Origin of the sequence: Vibrio sp. NH-UV-68 (genome assembly GCF_042940635.1) — a bacterium.
Lineage (GTDB): Bacteria > Pseudomonadota > Gammaproteobacteria > Enterobacterales > Vibrionaceae > Vibrio > Vibrio pacinii.
In genome coordinates, this window is sequence record NZ_CP134975.1 from 2,656,360 (window position 1) to 2,673,602 (window position 17,243).

Below are 17,243 nucleotides of genomic sequence, written 5' to 3' on the forward strand. Positions count from 1 at the left end.
ATTTCGCATTAAAAAAGGCAACTGATGGGCGTCAAAGTTATCAATATAAATAGTAAAAAACCTTGAATAGCGCACGCCATCCAAGGTTTAAAAGTCGTTCGCTGGCGTCGGCTATTTTAATGCTACCACGTCGCCACAAATCATCATCAGTTGATCACGCAACCAGATATGACCTTTGTCCTTTTCACTCGACTCATGCCAGCTTAGGAACCCACTAATTTGGCCATTTTCAAATGGGAATTCTAACACTTGTAACTGCTCTTTATTGGCGGCATTTTCAACCATCCAACGTGGTGCTATCGTGACTAATTCGGATTGGCCAACAACATACAATACATTGCTTAAGCTTGTGCCTTCATAATACGCTTGTACATCGAGATCACGATACGCTTGCTCAGAGAAGCTACGCTGGCCATGTACTTTCGATAGTTTAGCGTGTCGCTCACTAACAAGGAGCTCAGGAGTAACATTGGCTTGAATACGAGGGTGTGATTTAGACGCAACCACCACCAACTCGTCTTGGAAAATCTCAGTGCTTGAGAAGCCTTGCTCATCAAAACGAGCGTAATCAATCACAAAATCAATCTCTTGATAGCGCATACGTTCTGCTAAATGACGGTCAAACTCAGCATCAAGATGAAGTTGAACATTCGGTGCTGTGTCATGAATCGTCGTCATAATTTTAGGGGCAAAACGCATATCACACGGACTGCATATCGCTAGTTTAAATAGACGAGTCGATGTTTCAGGAGAAAACACCGAACATGGTAACTCGTTACGGATAAGCTGCAGCGCTTGGCGAACCGGTCCAAACAGTTGACGAGCTCGCTGAGTCGGCTGAATTCCACGGCCTTGACGCATAAACAACTCATCATTAAACATCACTTTCAAACGCGCAACGGCATTACTCACAGCTGGCTGTGACATCCCCAAGTTGTGCGCGGCACGGGTAATATTTTGTTCTTGCATGACAGCATCAAACACAGTCAATAAGTTTAAATCTACTCCACGCAGAGTGCTTTCCATTCGGTAGCTAGCGATAGCACTCATGGACTCTTTTTTGTCAATCATCGGCAAAGCCTCATTAATTCTTAAACATATGGTTTAGTCATTCGACATTTGGTTGGAATAGAAACCTGTGCTTCATCTATCTATTTGTATTTATCTGTTAGATGTGTCGTGACGAATCATTACTATCTACGAATCATTTAGCGCTTAGCAATAAGATTGACAATTAATCAGTATTTTTTACCTATGGTTTAAAATTAGCATTTAATAACATACAGTTAGACTTATCATAAAAAAATATAAAGCCGAACTATTTATAGATATATATAATAATTTGCGATTATTCTGATAGAGCGATCTATATCTCTAGTTATGATCCTGGCTTATGAATAAGCTATTCAATCCAGAAATAGCATCAATGAATGGGGCAGTATGTGGCAAGCTGAGTGGATATTAAAGATAAGTCGCATAGCTTGGAAAATCGACTTTCTCCCACAACTCTTGGCACAACTTCGTCTGATCCTCCCACTGACCTTGTTTAATCCAAGCGGCAATAGCGGCGGCGACATCCGGATAACCAACGCTCTCGGCACTGGCTTCATCTAACCAATTACGCACTATCGAGGCATTGAGATAATCCATGCAAGTTGCCAAACCAAGATCTTCTAACGTCGCGACATTACTGACTTGCTCAAACTGACCACTCAACGGCTTCAAAAGTAATTTTTTCCCAAGCGTTAGCGCTTCGGAAGGTAACTCAAATCCACCATTAGCAATCACCCCCTTACATCGGGTGAGGTAGCGGTGGAAATCATCGAAGCTGAGTGGCATCCAATTAATATTCTCAATAGTGCTCGGCTCAATCACTTGGGGATGAAAACAAACAAAATGTTGAGTAGTAAATCGAACCAAGAGATCGGTAATATCAGCCATGCTTTCAAATGGTAAGTAGACTAAAACAAATGAGTCTTGACCGACATTGGCCTCGGGCGTGCTGACAATCGGTGGCAGTAACAGCTGGTCAAAATGATACCAATGTAGACCAATATGATACTGAGCAGGCGCAAAGTGATGAATCACTTGCTTGTCGATCCAGTTCGCGCCCTTCAGCGGAACACGGTAACGAAACGCATTTTGGTGGCTGATACTGATCGTCGGGATATCACACAATTTAGCCGCCCAAGCGGAAACGGGCTCAAAATCATTCAATACGAGATCATAACCGCGCAGATCGAGCTGTTGGACATCTCGCCAAAACTGCCACAAATTATTGCTCAGTATGGTTTTAGGGTAACTGACTTGGCCTTTCTCACTGACAAATGATAGACCGCGCCTTGTCATATAATCACCAAACGGCGCCATAGCGAAATACTTACTCCGCTCACGTCCACTGAATAGGTAATCCACATCAAAGCCCTGATCGACTAAATGACCTGCCATCGCTCGAGCACGCGCAATATGACCATTGCCTGTTCCTTGTACCCCGTAGAGTATTCTCATCCACTAGACTCCCATGACCGACAGCGCCAAGTGAGCACAAGCGATACCAAGTAATGCCCCCAATACCACATCGGTAAAAAAGTGTACTCCGAGTAATATTCGAGAGCCTGCGATCAAGATCGCCCATAGATACGCGAATAGTGCCACATCAGCATAAAAAACACTGACCACGGTAGTAATTAAGAACGCGGCGGCGGTATGCCCAGACGGCAAACTATAACGATCAAAAGGGGTCACAAATGAGGTAACCAACTGCGATAGCTCGTGTGGACGACGACGCTTGAAAAGGTTTTTAGTCAGCCAGTAGATAGGCCGTTCTATGCTAAAGGCGAGTAAGCCTACGATCAGAAACTGTTTGCCTTCGAGTCCTCCAAACCAATAAGCCATCACGCCAAACATCGCATAAAGATGTCCATCTCCAGTATGAGAAACCGCTTTACTTATCCGTGACGCTGGATGGGCAAACTTGTGCTGTAAACAAAACAGAGAGAATGCCAAATCAAACTTGGCAATAGGTTCGATAGAACGCATAACCGTCTCCTGGTATCGACCATGTGAATTTCAAACTTAATTGGGTCGAGTGACAGATTGGTGAACGTTTAGCGGAGATTCGATGACACGCGTCAATTCATATAGAACTGCCGATTTTGTTGAATGCCCACCGTTAACTCGGCTTAGATGAATAAAAAACAACTTTAGGGTTGACGTTGCGAGTTGAGTGCGGTACTAATTTGTTAACTTAATTTTGTGGTTTATTTAACGCCCGAATAGGAATCGTTAACAATGATCAATCGTTTTTCTCTCCTGCTGCGCCTCCTCCTTATCGTGACCAAACCGCGCGGGTAGGCTGTGGAAGAAAAATAACCACACAGAATGACACAGAACCCGCACTCAGATGCGGGTTTTTTTATACCTAGCTTGTAGCTAAGCAATGGAAGTAAACGATTAACTGATGTTAAATACATCAAATCACTAAGGAAGTAAGCATGAACGATCAAGTCATTATCTTCGACACCACCTTGCGTGATGGCGAACAAGCGTTGTCAGCAAGTTTGACGGTTAAAGAGAAACTGCAAATTGCCTATGCGCTTGAAAGGCTCGGCGTTGATGTCATTGAAGCAGGCTTTCCTGTTTCATCGCCTGGTGATTTTGAGTCCGTCCAGACCATCGCCAAAAATATCAAGAATAGCCGAATCTGTGCACTTTCACGCGCGGTCGCAAAAGACATTGACGCCGCAGCCGAAGCGCTCAAAGTTGCCGACCAGTTCCGTATCCACACGTTTATTTCTACTTCGACAGTACATGTTCAAGATAAATTACGCCGCAGCTACGACGATGTAGTCGAGATGGGCGTCAAAGCGGTTAAACACGCCCGCCAATATACCGACGATGTTGAGTTCTCTTGTGAAGATGCTGGTCGTACACCGATTGATAACTTATGCCGTATGGTTGAAGCCGCGATCAATGCTGGCGCGAGTACCATTAATATTCCAGATACCGTAGGCTACACAGTACCAAGTGAGTTTGGCGGTATTATCCAAACCCTTTTCAATCGCGTACCGAATATCGATAAAGCGATTATTTCCGTGCACTGTCATGACGATCTTGGCATGTCGGTTGCGAACTCGATTGCAGCGGTGCAAGCCGGCGCTCGTCAGATCGAAGGCACTATCAATGGCATTGGCGAGCGCGCAGGTAACTGCTCACTAGAAGAGATCGCCATGATCCTCAAGACCCGCCAAGAACTACTCGGCGTGCATACTAGATTGAAACACGACGAGATCCACCGTACCAGTAAACTGGTTAGCCAGCTTTGCAACATGCCCATTCAAAGCAACAAAGCCATCGTTGGTGCCAATGCCTTTAGTCACTCTTCCGGTATCCACCAAGATGGAATGCTAAAGAACAAAAATACCTACGAAATTATGACGCCAGAATCGATTGGCCTGAAAAACAAAGCGCTAAACCTTACCAGTCGCAGTGGCCGGGCTGCGGTGAAGAGCCATATGGATTCAATGGGCTATAAAGAGGAAGAGTACAATCTTGATGCTTTATACGATGACTTCTTGAAGCTGGCTGACCGTAAAGGACAAGTGTTCGATTACGACCTTGAAGCACTGATGCATTTCGCCAACTTACGCGAAGAAGATGACTTCTACAAATTGAACTACTTAAGCGTGCAATCTGGCAGCGTGATGGCCACGACTAGCATCAAAATCCAATGTGGCGACGAAGAGCTCGCTGAAGCGGCGGTTGGCAACGGCCCAGTGGATGCGCTTTACCAATGTATCTATCGTGTTACGGGTTATGATATTGTGCTAGATAAGTTTGATTTGACCGCTAAAGGCGAAGGTGAAGATGGTTTAGGCCAAGCGGACATCATCGCTAACTATAAGGGCCGAAAATACCACGGCACTGGTGTTTCAACCGATATTGTTGAAGCCTCAGGTCAAGCGCTACTGCACGTCATCAACAGCATTCATCGTGCCGATGAGATCGCAGAGATCAAACAAAAAAAAATCGCAACAGTATAAAAAGAGGCTCTGGGGACGTGAGTACTCTGGGGCAAGAGAAAAATTAAAGGAATAACATGACAGACAAATCATACAAAATTGCCGTTCTAGCTGGTGATGGCATTGGCCCTGAAGTAATGGCTCAAGCGCATAAAGTGCTAGATGCGATTGAAAAGAAACACGCGATTACGTTTGAACGCGATGAGCACGATGTCGGTGGTATTGCGATTGATAACCACGGTTGCCCATTACCAGAAAGCACCATCAAAGCGTGTGAAGAATCCGATGCTGTTCTATTCGGTTCCGTCGGAGGCCCAAAGTGGGAACACCTTGCGCCAAACGATCAGCCAGAACGAGGCGCATTGCTTCCACTGCGTAAACACTTCCAACTGTTTTGTAACCTGCGCCCGGCAAAAATCCATCACGGCTTAGAATCATTTTCGCCTCTACGTGCCGATATCTCCGGCAATGGTTTTGATATCGTCGTCGTACGTGAGCTAACTGGTGGTATCTACTTCGGCCAGCCCAAAGGTCGCGAAGGTGAAGGCGCAAATGAGAAAGCGTTCGACACAGAGATCTACCATCGCTTTGAGATTGAGCGTATCGCAAAAATCGCCTTTGAATCAGCACGTTTGCGCAATAAAAAAGTCTGCTCCATCGACAAAGCAAACGTCCTGCAGAGCTCAATTTTATGGCGTGAAGTGGTTGAAGAGATCGCGAAAGATTACCCAGACGTTGAGCTGTCGCACATGTACATCGACAATGCAACAATGCAGCTAATCAAAGACCCAGCTCAGTTCGACGTTATGTTATGTTCCAATATCTTCGGCGACATCATCTCAGATGAGTGTGCAATGATCACAGGTTCAATGGGCATGCTGCCTTCTGCTAGCCTAAACGAAAGTCAGTTCGGCCTTTACGAGCCTGCTGGCGGCAGTGCCCCAGACATCGCGGGTAAAAACATTGCAAACCCAGTGGCTCAAATTCTTTCGGCAGCACTAATGCTACGTTACAGCTTGGGCGAAGAAGACGCAGCACAAGATATTGAAACCGCGGTCTCTAAAGCGTTATCAGCAGGTGAGCTGACTGGCGATCTGTCTGGTGATAAGCCAGCATTATCGACATCAGAGATGGGCGACAAGATCGCAGCATACATCTTAAACTCTTAAATAAATTAATTTCATAATAATTATTCGCTGCTGATAAGCCGTTGTCAGCAGCCATACACAGGATAGTGAAATGGGTAAAACATTATACGAAAAGGTCTACGACGCTCACGTCGCCGTCGCCGCTGAGGGTGAAACCCCGATTCTTTATATTGACCGCCATTTAGTACACGAAGTCACTTCGCCTCAAGCGTTCGACGGCCTACGTGAAAAGGGTCGTAAAGTTCGTCAAGTGAGTAAAACCTTTGCAACGATGGACCACAACGTTTCAACACAAACCAAAGACATCAACGCTTCCGGAGAGATGGCACGTATCCAGATGGAAACGCTATCAAAAAACTGTGAAGAGTTTGGCGTTACCCTTTACGATCTTAACCACAAATATCAAGGCATTGTCCACGTGATGGGCCCAGAGCTAGGTATTACCCTGCCTGGCATGACCATTGTGTGTGGAGACTCACATACTGCTACACACGGTGCTTTTGGCTCACTAGCCTTTGGCATTGGCACATCAGAAGTTGAACACGTTCTAGCCACGCAAACGCTTAAACAAGCACGCGCCAAGACCATGAAAATTGAAGTCAAAGGCAAAGTTGCCTCTGGCATCACCGCGAAAGATATCGTGCTCGCCATCATTGGCAAAACTACAGCAGCTGGCGGTACTGGTTACGTGGTTGAATTCTGTGGTGAGGCGATTACTGACCTGACAATGGAAGGTCGCATGACCGTATGTAACATGGCGATCGAGCTAGGCGCTAAAGCTGGCCTTATTGCGCCTGACCAAACCACATTTGATTACATCAAAGGTCGTAATTTCTCGCCTAAAGATAGCGACTTCGACGCTGCGGTTGAGTACTGGAAAACCCTCAAGACCGACAGTGATGCCAAGTTCGATGCAGTGGTAACACTCAACGCCGCCGACATCAAACCTCAGGTCACTTGGGGGACGAACCCAGGGCAGGTGATCGCAGTAGACCAACCAATTCCTTCGCCGGAAAGTTTTGCTGACCCAGTAGAAAAGACATCTGCAGAAAAAGCGCTCGCTTACATGGGACTAGAGGCGGGTAAATCCTTGTCTGACTATAAAGTCGACAAAGTATTTGTCGGATCTTGTACCAACTCTCGCATTGAAGATATGCGCGCCGCGGCGGCAATCGCCAAAGGACGAAAAGTGGCTCAACACGTTCAGGCTCTGATTGTTCCAGGCTCAGAACAGGTCAAAGCCCAAGCCGAGTCGGAAGGTTTGGACACTATTTTTAAAGAAGCAGGCTTTGAATGGCGTCTGCCAGGCTGCTCAATGTGTCTCGCAATGAACAATGACCGTTTAGGTCCACAAGAGCGCTGTGCATCAACATCAAACCGTAACTTTGAAGGACGCCAAGGGCGTGATGGTCGTACTCATTTAGTTAGCCCTGCCATGGCAGCCGCTGCTGCTATTGCGGGCCATTTTGTCGATATTCGTGAGTTCGATTAAGGAGAATCAACATGTCAGAATTTAAACAGCACACCGGCTTAGTTGTCCCTCTAGATGCAGCGAACGTTGATACCGATGCCATAATTCCTAAGCAGTTTCTACAAAAGGTTTCACGTCTGGGATTTGGTAAACATCTTTTCCATGATTGGCGTTTTCTTGATGATGCTGGAGAGCAACCAAACCCAGAATTTGTCATGAATGCACCACGCTACCAAGGCGCTTCCATCTTACTCGCACGTGAGAACTTTGGTTGTGGCTCTTCTCGTGAGCACGCACCTTGGGCACTAGCGGATTACGGCATCAAAGCGATGATCGCACCTAGTTTTGCTGATATTTTTTACGGCAACTCAATTAACAACCAGATGGTTCCCGTTCGTCTTACAGAACAAGAAGTGGATGAACTATTCCTGTTTGTTGAACAAAATGAAGGTGCAGAGATTGAAGTCGATTTAGAAGCCAATAAAGTTCGCGCCAACGGCAAAGAGTACTCATTTGAGATTGACGCTTTTCGCCGTCATTGCTTACTGAATGGCCTAGACAACATCGGTTTAACACTGCAACACGAGGATAAAATCGCTGAATTTGAAACGAAGATTCCATCTTTCCTGCAGTAACAACGATGATTAATGACTAAAAAGGTTGGCCAACGCCAACCTTTTTTATTGAAAGTAAATAGTCGCTGTTACGGTCTACAATGACATAATATTCCAGATGGAAACCTTTATGAAAAAGCTATTTGCTCTGATACTTTCTTTCGCCTCATTCAATGTACTTTCTGCGCCCCAATCTGTCCCCTGGCCGTATTGGAGTAGCAGTCAAGAAAGCAGTACTACTATGGTTGATCATCAAGCTTGGCAGACGCTACTCGACCGCTACCTGATTAAAGAGGGGGATTATGCTCTGTTTCGATACGCCGCTGTGAACGCCAAAGACAGTGCCTATCTCAGTCGTTACATCGAGACCCTAAGTCAACACGATCCTTTGCAGCTAAGCCAAGCGCAGCAATATGCGTATTGGGTGAACCTCTACAATGCTATTACAGTAAGCCTGATCATCGACGCATACCCGATTAAATCAATTACCAAATTAGGTGGTCTATTTAGCTTTGGACCATGGGAAGATGAAGTCGTTACGATTAATGGTAAAGCTCTGACATTAAATGATATCGAGCACCGAATTCTCCGACCGATTTGGAATGACCCGCGCACCCACTACGCAGTCAACTGCGCCAGTTTAGGTTGCCCTAACTTGCAGTCTCAAGCATTTACCGCAGAGAACACTGAAAGACTTCTTGAACAGGCAGCCAAAGAATTTATTAACGCTGACAAAGGTGTACTCGAACTCGATAAGAGGATTCAACTCTCATCCATTTATGAGTGGTTTGCGGATGATTTTGGCAATACTACACAACTTAAACAACATATTAATCGTTATCGTTTTCAACCTTTATCGTCATTAGAAAATGTTGATTATGAATATGATTGGTCGTTAAACGAAAAGAAATAGTTAGAAAATCGAGACTTCGATACGGGATTATTTACGCTTCTGAAATGAAAAAGACCTCAGCATTGCTGCTGAGGTCTAAATAAGAACCTGGCGATGTCCTACTCTCACATGGGGAGACCCCACACTACCATCGGCGCTAATTCGTTTCACTTCTGAGTTCGGCATGGAAATCAGGTGGGTCCAAATCGCTATGGTCGCCAAGTAAATTCTTTTTATTTTAGGCTGTTACAAAAGCATAAAATTTAATAAGTGGTGCTGATACCCAGAATCGAACTGGGGACCTCATCCTTACCAAGGATGCGCTCTACCGACTGAGCCATATCAGCATTTTTCTTTCGTCCTAGAGGACTAAAAAAGCCCGCTTTTTCAAACGGGCTCTTCTAACTGTCGTCTTCACCTTTATAAAAGGCAAACACTAAATTAAAGCCTGGCGATGTCCTACTCTCACATGGGGAGACCCCACACTACCATCGGCGCTAATTCGTTTCACTTCTGAGTTCGGCATGGAAATCAGGTGGGTCCAAATCGCTATGGTCGCCAAGCAAATTCTTAAAATTCGGAAAGCTGTAAAAGTTCGTCACACATTCAATATTCTTGCTTTGAGTCCATCAAAACCCTTTGGGTGTTGTATGGTTAAGCCTCACGGGCAATTAGTACAGGTTAGCTCAATGCCTCGCAGCACTTACACACCCTGCCTATCAACGTTCTAGTCTTGAACAACCCTTTAGGACACTTAAAGTGCCAGGGAAGACTCATCTCAGGGCTCGCTTCGCGCTTAGATGCTTTCAGCGCTTATCGATTCCGAACTTAGCTACCGGGCAATGCCACTGGCGTGACAACCCGAACACCAGAGGTTCGTCCACTCCGGTCCTCTCGTACTAGGAGCAGCCCCCTTCAATCTTCCAACGCCCACGGCAGATAGGGACCGAACTGTCTCACGACGTTCTAAACCCAGCTCGCGTACCACTTTAAATGGCGAACAGCCATACCCTTGGGACCGACTTCAGCCCCAGGATGTGATGAGCCGACATCGAGGTGCCAAACACCGCCGTCGATATGAACTCTTGGGCGGTATCAGCCTGTTATCCCCGGAGTACCTTTTATCCGTTGAGCGATGGCCCTTCCATTCAGAACCACCGGATCACTATGACCTGCTTTCGCACCTGCTCGAATTGTCATTCTCGCAGTCAAGCGGGCTTATGCCATTGCACTAACCACACGATGTCCAACCGTGTTTAGCCCACCTTCGTGCTCCTCCGTTACTCTTTGGGAGGAGACCGCCCCAGTCAAACTACCCACCAGGCACTGTCCTCACCCCAGATAATGGGGCTAAGTTAGAACATCAACACTACAAGGGTGGTATTTCAAGGTTGACTCCACCGATACTGGCGTACCGGTTTCAAAGTCTCCCACCTATCCTACACATGTAGGGTCAATGTTCAGTGCCAAGCTGTAGTAAAGGTTCACGGGGTCTTTCCGTCTAGCCGCGGGTACACTGCATCTTCACAGCGATTTCAATTTCACTGAGTCTCGGGTGGAGACAGCGTGGCCATCATTACGCCATTCGTGCAGGTCGGAACTTACCCGACAAGGAATTTCGCTACCTTAGGACCGTTATAGTTACGGCCGCCGTTTACCGGGGCTTCGATCAAGAGCTTCGACCTAAGTCTAACCCCATCAATTAACCTTCCGGCACCGGGCAGGCGTCACACCGTATACGTCATCTTACGATTTTGCACAGTGCTGTGTTTTTAATAAACAGTTGCAGCCACCTGGTATCTGCGACTCTCAATAGCTCCATCCGCAAGGGACTTCACCGTCAAGAGCGTACCTTCTCCCGAAGTTACGGTACCATTTTGCCTAGTTCCTTCACCCGAGTTCTCTCAAGCGCCTTGGTATTCTCTACCCGACCACCTGTGTCGGTTTGGGGTACGATTCCTTACAATCTGAAGCTTAGAGGCTTTTCCTGGAAGCATGGCATCAATGACTTCACATCCGTAGATGCTCGACATCGTGTCTCAGCGTTATGAAAGTCCGGATTTACCTAAACCTTCCGCCTACGCACTTGAACCTGGACAACCGTCGCCAGGCCCACCTAGCCTTCTCCGTCCCCCCATCGCAATTGTAAGAAGTACGGGAATATTAACCCGTTTCCCATCGACTACGCCTTTCGGCCTCGCCTTAGGAGTCGACTTACCCTGCCCCGATTAACGTTGGACAGGAACCCTTGGTCTTCCGGCGTGGAGGTTTTTCACCCCCATTATCGTTACTCATGTCAGCATTCGCACTTCTGATACCTCCAGCAAACCTTACGATTCACCTTCAACGGCTTACAGAACGCTCCCCTACCCAATACAGTAAACTGTATTGCCGCAGCTTCGGTGTATAGCTTAGCCCCGTTACATCTTCCGCGCAGGCCGACTCGACTAGTGAGCTATTACGCTTTCTTTAAATGATGGCTGCTTCTAAGCCAACATCCTAGCTGTCTAAGCCTTCCCACATCGTTTCCCACTTAGCTATACTTTGGGACCTTAGCTGGCGGTCTGGGTTGTTTCCCTCTCCACGACGGACGTTAGCACCCGCCGTGTGTCTCCCGGATAGTACTTACTGGTATTCGGAGTTTGCAAAGGGTTGGTAAGTCGGGATGACCCCCTAGCCTTAACAGTGCTCTACCCCCAGTAGTATTCGTCCGAGGCTCTACCTAAATAGATTTCGGGGAGAACCAGCTATCTCCAGGTTTGATTGGCCTTTCACCCCTAGCCACAAGTCATCCGCTAATTTTTCAACATTAGTCGGTTCGGTCCTCCAGTTGATGTTACTCAACCTTCAACCTGCCCATGGCTAGATCACCTGGTTTCGGGTCTATATCCAGCAACTCGACGCCCAGTTAAGACTCGATTTCTCTACGGCTCCCCTAGATGGTTAACCTTGCTACTGAATATAAGTCGCTGACCCATTATACAAAAGGTACGCAGTCACCCAACAAAGTGGGCTCCTACTGCTTGTACGTACACGGTTTCAGGTTCTATTTCACTCCCCTCACAGGGGTTCTTTTCGCCTTTCCCTCACGGTACTGGTTCACTATCGGTCAGTCAGTAGTATTTAGCCTTGGAGGATGGTCCCCCCATATTCAGACAGGATATCACGTGTCCCGCCCTACTCGATTTCACTGATTATGATGTGTCGGTTACGGGGCTATCACCCTGTATCGCGAGACTTTCCAGACTCTTCACCTGCATCATTAAAAGCTTAAGGGCTAGTCCAATTTCGCTCGCCGCTACTTTCGGAATCTCGGTTGATTTCTTTTCCTCGGGGTACTTAGATGTTTCAGTTCCCCCGGTTCGCCTCATTAACCTATGTATTCAGTTAATGATACGTGCTTATGCACGTGGGTTTCCCCATTCAGAAATCCCAGACTCAAAAGGTTGTTACTACCTAATCTGGGCTTATCGCAAGTTACTACGTCTTTCATCGCCTCTGACTGCCAAGGCATCCACCGTGTACGCTTAGTCACTTAACCATACAACCCGAAAGGGTCTTTGTTAGCAACCAAAGTTGTCTGCATTTTTATACATGTGCAGACACGATTTTGCCGGACTCAAATATTAAACATCACAACGTATTGCGCTGTTTCCAAGAACACTTGAATGTGTGTTGGTACCTAAATCACCTTTATTTTAAAGTAAGTTAGGATTTGAGAACTTTTATTGAACAACCACCAATCACGGTCGTTGTTCGTCAGCTTTCCAAATTGTTAAAGAGCAAAGATTTCTATCGAAACCATTTCTAAAGACACTATCACTAATGCGCTTAAAGATGGTGGAGCTATGCGGGATCGAACCGCAGACCTCCTGCGTGCAAGGCAGGCGCTCTCCCAGCTGAGCTATAGCCCCATCAGGTGTTGATACTGTGTGCCAATTCCCTTAACAGGAAGATTGGTGGGTCTGAGTGGACTTGAACCACCGACCTCTCGCTTATCAGGCGAACGCTCTAACCACCTGAGCTACAGACCCAGTATCGTCTTTAAAACTAATAAACCATCAATCTGTGTGGACACTCATCGTGAGTAATCATCGTATAAGGAGGTGATCCAGCCCCAGGTTCCCCTAGGGCTACCTTGTTACGACTTCACCCCAGTCATGAACCACAAAGTGGTAAGCGTTCTCCCGAAGGTTAAACTACCTACTTCTTTTGCAGCCCACTCCCATGGTGTGACGGGCGGTGTGTACAAGGCCCGGGAACGTATTCACCGTGGCATTCTGATCCACGATTACTAGCGATTCCGACTTCATGGAGTCGAGTTGCAGACTCCAATCCGGACTACGACGCACTTTTTGGGATTCGCTTAACATCGCTGTCTCGCCGCCCTCTGTATGCGCCATTGTAGCACGTGTGTAGCCCTACTCGTAAGGGCCATGATGACTTGACGTCGTCCCCACCTTCCTCCGGTTTATCACCGGCAGTCTCCCTGGAGTTCCCGACATTACTCGCTGGCAAACAAGGATAAGGGTTGCGCTCGTTGCGGGACTTAACCCAACATTTCACAACACGAGCTGACGACAGCCATGCAGCACCTGTCTTACAGTTCCCGAAGGCACACCTGCGTCTCCGCTGGCTTCTGTAGATGTCAAGAGTAGGTAAGGTTCTTCGCGTTGCATCGAATTAAACCACATGCTCCACCGCTTGTGCGGGCCCCCGTCAATTCATTTGAGTTTTAATCTTGCGACCGTACTCCCCAGGCGGTCTACTTAACGCGTTAGCTCCGAAAGCCACGGCTCAAGGCCACAACCTCCAAGTAGACATCGTTTACGGCGTGGACTACCAGGGTATCTAATCCTGTTTGCTCCCCACGCTTTCGCATCTGAGTGTCAGTATCTGTCCAGGGGGCCGCCTTCGCCACTGGTATTCCTTCAGATCTCTACGCATTTCACCGCTACACCTGAAATTCTACCCCCCTCTACAGTACTCTAGTCCGCCAGTTTCAAATGCTATTCCGAGGTTGAGCCCCGGGCTTTCACATCTGACTTAACGAACCACCTGCATGCGCTTTACGCCCAGTAATTCCGATTAACGCTCGCACCCTCCGTATTACCGCGGCTGCTGGCACGGAGTTAGCCGGTGCTTCTTCTGTCGCTAACGTCAAAGAATACCGCTATTAACGATACCCCCTTCCTCACGACTGAAAGTACTTTACAACCCGAAGGCCTTCTTCATACACGCGGCATGGCTGCATCAGGCTTGCGCCCATTGTGCAATATTCCCCACTGCTGCCTCCCGTAGGAGTCTGGACCGTGTCTCAGTTCCAGTGTGGCTGATCATCCTCTCAGACCAGCTAGGGATCGTCGCCTTGGTGAGCCATTACCTCACCAACTAGCTAATCCCACCTGGGCATATCCTGACGCGAGAGGCCCGAAGGTCCCCCTCTTTGGCCCGTAGGCATCATGCGGTATTAGCCATCGTTTCCAATGGTTATCCCCCACATCAGGGCAATTTCCCAGGCATTACTCACCCGTCCGCCGCTCGACGCCCAACAAATCACCCGAAGGGTCAATGTTGTCGTTTCCGCTCGACTTGCATGTGTTAGGCCTGCCGCCAGCGTTCAATCTGAGCCATGATCAAACTCTTCAATTTAAGTTTTTTCGGCTCAATGAATACTGACTTCAAAACTGCGCTTACTCGAAAGTAAACGGTAATTTTAAAGCTATTATCATTCCAACAGAATGATAATGAATTGACTGTGCCAAATAGCTACAAGTAGCTATTCGTATTGGTCACTCAGTTCATTGAACCCAATGTGTTTCCGAAGAAACTGTCATTGCCTAAGCAATAACCTATTGGATTATCATCAACGAGTGCCCACACAGATTGATAGGTTTATATTGTTAAAGAGCGTTGCTTTGCGAGAATGTTTTCTCTCAAAGCGGAGGTGAATTCTAGCGAGATAATTTGAAGAGTCAAATACTTTTTCAAATTAATTTTCTCAGAACTTTTTACCTCACCTAACATTGCTGAAGCCTTGTGGCGTCTGCCGTGTCAGTGGATGCGCATTATAGGGAGTTCGATTTGGAAGGCAAGAAAAATAATGCAGTTTTTCTGTAAAAAACACCCAACCGAACAGTAATTAATCAGACACTGTTTTACACCCACTTTACTCTCAGCTTACTCAGGCTTTATCCACCACTCGCTGTGGATAACTACTCATCGGAATCAAAAAAGTATGAAACCCTAGAGCGCGGGTTGAGGTATTCACGCACTTTATCAGGCAGCTTATTAGGTAAGATAGCGTTCACTATCTTTATTTCTTTTTCTGCTAAGTCAATGATAGGAGCCTGTGTCCTCGGAACAGAGGGATCGTAAATAAGCACGTTTGGGAAAAGAATGTTTTTCGCATTAACTGAAATGACCAACCCCACCATATCATTCGACAACTGAACCACCGTGCCTGGCGGGTAGATGCCCATAAACTTGATCAATAGGCCGAGATTTTCGTGGTTATAGAGATGTTTGCAGTTCTTATATAGATGAGAGAGTGCAACATAAGGTATTTTCTGTTCGGACGGTACATTACTGTGGCACAAATTATCGTAGGCGTTGGCGACCGAAATAATTTGTGTCAATTCATCAATTTGCTCTTCCTTTAAGCCATCTGGATAACCAGACCCATCATTCATCTCATGATGCTGAGCAATAACGGTGCGAGCACTTTCTGGAAAGCAATTCATATTGGCCGCGATATCAAGCCCATATTTAGTGTGCAGTTTAAGATAATTAGTTTCAGGTTCAGTTAGCCGTGTTTGTTTACGTAATATCGCTGTAGGTATCTTCACCTTGCCCATATCATGAAACAACGCCGCAAACGCGACTTCTTTTATCTTATTGGCATCGAGCTTTTTCGCTTTCGCAACCATCATCGCAACTACAGACACATTCAATGAGTGAAAATAGATATCTTCAAATTCACTTTTGCCATTCATTAAATGCAGCGTGACGTTATCATCACTCATTAATTTATCAACAATGTCATTGACCAATAACGTTGCTTCATCAACCGCCTGCTCTGGACGACTGCGAATTTTGTTCATCACTGCGCGCATTCTTGATAAGGAACGTTCAAACTCTTTCTCACAACTGATCACTCGACGTCGATAAGCATTGAGCTTTTCTATTCGGTCTTGCTTTTCTTTCCAAAGCTTTTGCGCTTCCAAATCAATCTGTTCTTCTTTACCTTGTTCGTCGGCTTTGCGGGCCCCATCATCATTAGGTGGTAACGGTTGAGTATCACTTTGGGCAGGATTAATAAACACATGCTTGATGCCTAAGTGACGAATCATTAGGATCTGCTCTTGGTCTTTAATCTTAAAGCTATTAAACAGAAATGGATGATCGTTCCATTTTACTGGAAGTCGAATATGCAAGCCTGGTTGCAACCTATCTACTGTTATTTTGATACTCGCCACGAACTTAATACAACTTTGATAAATAAACTGATGGGTAATTCTAGATGAAGGTGAGTTTAAATTCACCATAGATGTTTACTATTGAGAACTCGATAAACTGTAGCAATAGCTTTACTAGATTGTATTACTTGACGAGTTCACAGTGCAGCATCCAACGAACGCCGAACTGATCTTCAACCTTGCCAAAGCGTCCGCCCCAAAAAGCATCGGCTAGCGGCATCATGATATGCCCGCCCGTAGAAAGCTTATCGTACAAGCGCGCTTGTTCATCAAGATTGTCCAACACAACCGCCAACGAGATATTGTTACCACTTAACTCACGAGCCACAACCCCATCCGATAACATCAACTTCATGCCAAATGCTTCAAACTCCGCGTGCATAATCCAGTTTGGTTCTGCCCCCTCAATGCGTTGAGGCGCATCTTTAAAATATTGTTTCGACAGCACAACACCCCCAAAACATTGTTGATAAAAGCTAAGTGCCTCTTCACAGCGGCCAGAAAAAAACAGATACGGTGTCACTTGATACATAGATATCGTCCATTAGTTATTTTTATAAAGATAGACGACAACTTCGTAACCTGCGGAAAAATAAATAAAAAAGAGTCTTCAAGTGAG

10 protein-coding genes, 3 tRNA genes and 4 rRNA genes are annotated in these 17,243 nt (G+C 46.4%); 5 read left to right on the top strand and 12 right to left on the bottom strand.

What is annotated here, in order from left to right; genetic code table 11:
- Positions 1 to 111: 111 nt before the first annotated feature.
- From leuO to ViNHUV68_RS12130, 3 genes are all read right to left on the bottom strand, one after another.
- Positions 112 to 1,071, bottom strand: a complete 960-nt coding sequence (leuO, locus tag ViNHUV68_RS12120; RefSeq protein WP_038174274.1) for a transcriptional regulator LeuO — start codon at positions 1,069 to 1,071, stop codon at positions 112 to 114.
- Positions 1,072 to 1,461: 390 nt separating this feature from the next.
- Positions 1,462 to 2,508: an MJ1255/VC2487 family glycosyltransferase gene (locus tag ViNHUV68_RS12125; protein ID WP_038174276.1), complete on the bottom strand. Its 1,047-nt coding sequence runs from the start codon at positions 2,506 to 2,508 to the stop codon at positions 1,462 to 1,464.
- A 3-nt stretch (positions 2,509 to 2,511) separates the two neighbouring features.
- Positions 2,512 to 3,039 carry a phosphatase PAP2 family protein gene (locus tag ViNHUV68_RS12130; protein WP_391088330.1) on the bottom strand — a complete coding sequence of 176 codons (528 nt, stop codon included), beginning with the start codon at positions 3,037 to 3,039 and terminating at the stop codon, positions 2,512 to 2,514.
- 455 nt (positions 3,040 to 3,494) lie between these two features.
- Between ViNHUV68_RS12130 and leuA the strand changes: the two genes are divergently transcribed.
- The 5 genes from leuA to ViNHUV68_RS12155 all read left to right on the top strand — a co-directional run bounded on the left by leuA (position 3,495) and on the right by ViNHUV68_RS12155 (position 9,167).
- Entirely contained in the window at positions 3,495 to 5,042 is a 1,548-nt protein-coding gene (leuA, locus tag ViNHUV68_RS12135) for a 2-isopropylmalate synthase (RefSeq protein WP_391088332.1), read from the top strand.
- Positions 5,043 to 5,098: 56 nt separating this feature from the next.
- Positions 5,099 to 6,190, top strand: coding sequence for a 3-isopropylmalate dehydrogenase (leuB, locus tag ViNHUV68_RS12140; RefSeq protein WP_038174280.1), 1,092 nt, complete (start codon positions 5,099 to 5,101; stop codon positions 6,188 to 6,190).
- A 70-nt stretch (positions 6,191 to 6,260) separates the two neighbouring features.
- Positions 6,261 to 7,661: a 3-isopropylmalate dehydratase large subunit gene (leuC, locus tag ViNHUV68_RS12145; RefSeq protein ID WP_038174281.1), complete on the top strand. Its 1,401-nt coding sequence runs from the start codon at positions 6,261 to 6,263 to the stop codon at positions 7,659 to 7,661.
- 11 nt (positions 7,662 to 7,672) lie between these two features.
- Entirely contained in the window at positions 7,673 to 8,275 is a 603-nt protein-coding gene (gene leuD / locus ViNHUV68_RS12150) for a 3-isopropylmalate dehydratase small subunit (protein WP_038174283.1), read from the top strand.
- 109 nt (positions 8,276 to 8,384) lie between these two features.
- Positions 8,385 to 9,167 (top strand): DUF547 domain-containing protein, encoded by a 783-nt coding sequence (locus ViNHUV68_RS12155; protein WP_391088335.1) that lies wholly within the window; start codon positions 8,385 to 8,387, stop codon positions 9,165 to 9,167.
- An 85-nt stretch (positions 9,168 to 9,252) separates the two neighbouring features.
- Here the strand turns inward: ViNHUV68_RS12155 and rrf (ViNHUV68_RS12160) are convergent.
- From rrf (ViNHUV68_RS12160) to ViNHUV68_RS12200, 9 genes are all read right to left on the bottom strand, one after another.
- Positions 9,253 to 9,369 (bottom strand): 5S ribosomal RNA (rrf, locus tag ViNHUV68_RS12160).
- Between the two features lie 48 nt (positions 9,370 to 9,417).
- Positions 9,418 to 9,493 (bottom strand) — tRNA-Thr (locus ViNHUV68_RS12165).
- A 99-nt stretch (positions 9,494 to 9,592) separates the two neighbouring features.
- Positions 9,593 to 9,709 (bottom strand): 5S ribosomal RNA (gene rrf / locus ViNHUV68_RS12170).
- A gap of 87 nt (positions 9,710 to 9,796) precedes the next feature.
- Positions 9,797 to 12,687 (bottom strand): 23S ribosomal RNA (locus tag ViNHUV68_RS12175).
- Between the two features lie 297 nt (positions 12,688 to 12,984).
- Positions 12,985 to 13,060, bottom strand: a tRNA-Ala gene (locus ViNHUV68_RS12180).
- Positions 13,061 to 13,103: 43 nt separating this feature from the next.
- Positions 13,104 to 13,180: transfer RNA gene (locus ViNHUV68_RS12185), tRNA-Ile, on the bottom strand.
- A 65-nt stretch (positions 13,181 to 13,245) separates the two neighbouring features.
- Positions 13,246 to 14,798: ribosomal RNA gene (locus tag ViNHUV68_RS12190) — 16S ribosomal RNA — on the bottom strand.
- The 16S, 23S and 5S rRNA genes sit together here with 3 tRNA genes alongside, the layout of an rRNA operon.
- A gap of 563 nt (positions 14,799 to 15,361) precedes the next feature.
- Positions 15,362 to 16,624, bottom strand: coding sequence for a DUF3391 domain-containing protein (locus ViNHUV68_RS12195; protein WP_391090318.1), 1,263 nt, complete (start codon positions 16,622 to 16,624; stop codon positions 15,362 to 15,364).
- Positions 16,625 to 16,748: 124 nt separating this feature from the next.
- A complete protein-coding gene (locus ViNHUV68_RS12200; protein WP_391088337.1) occupies positions 16,749 to 17,156 on the bottom strand; it encodes a VOC family protein in 408 nt (135 codons plus the stop codon).
- Positions 17,157 to 17,243: the final 87 nt, after the last annotated feature.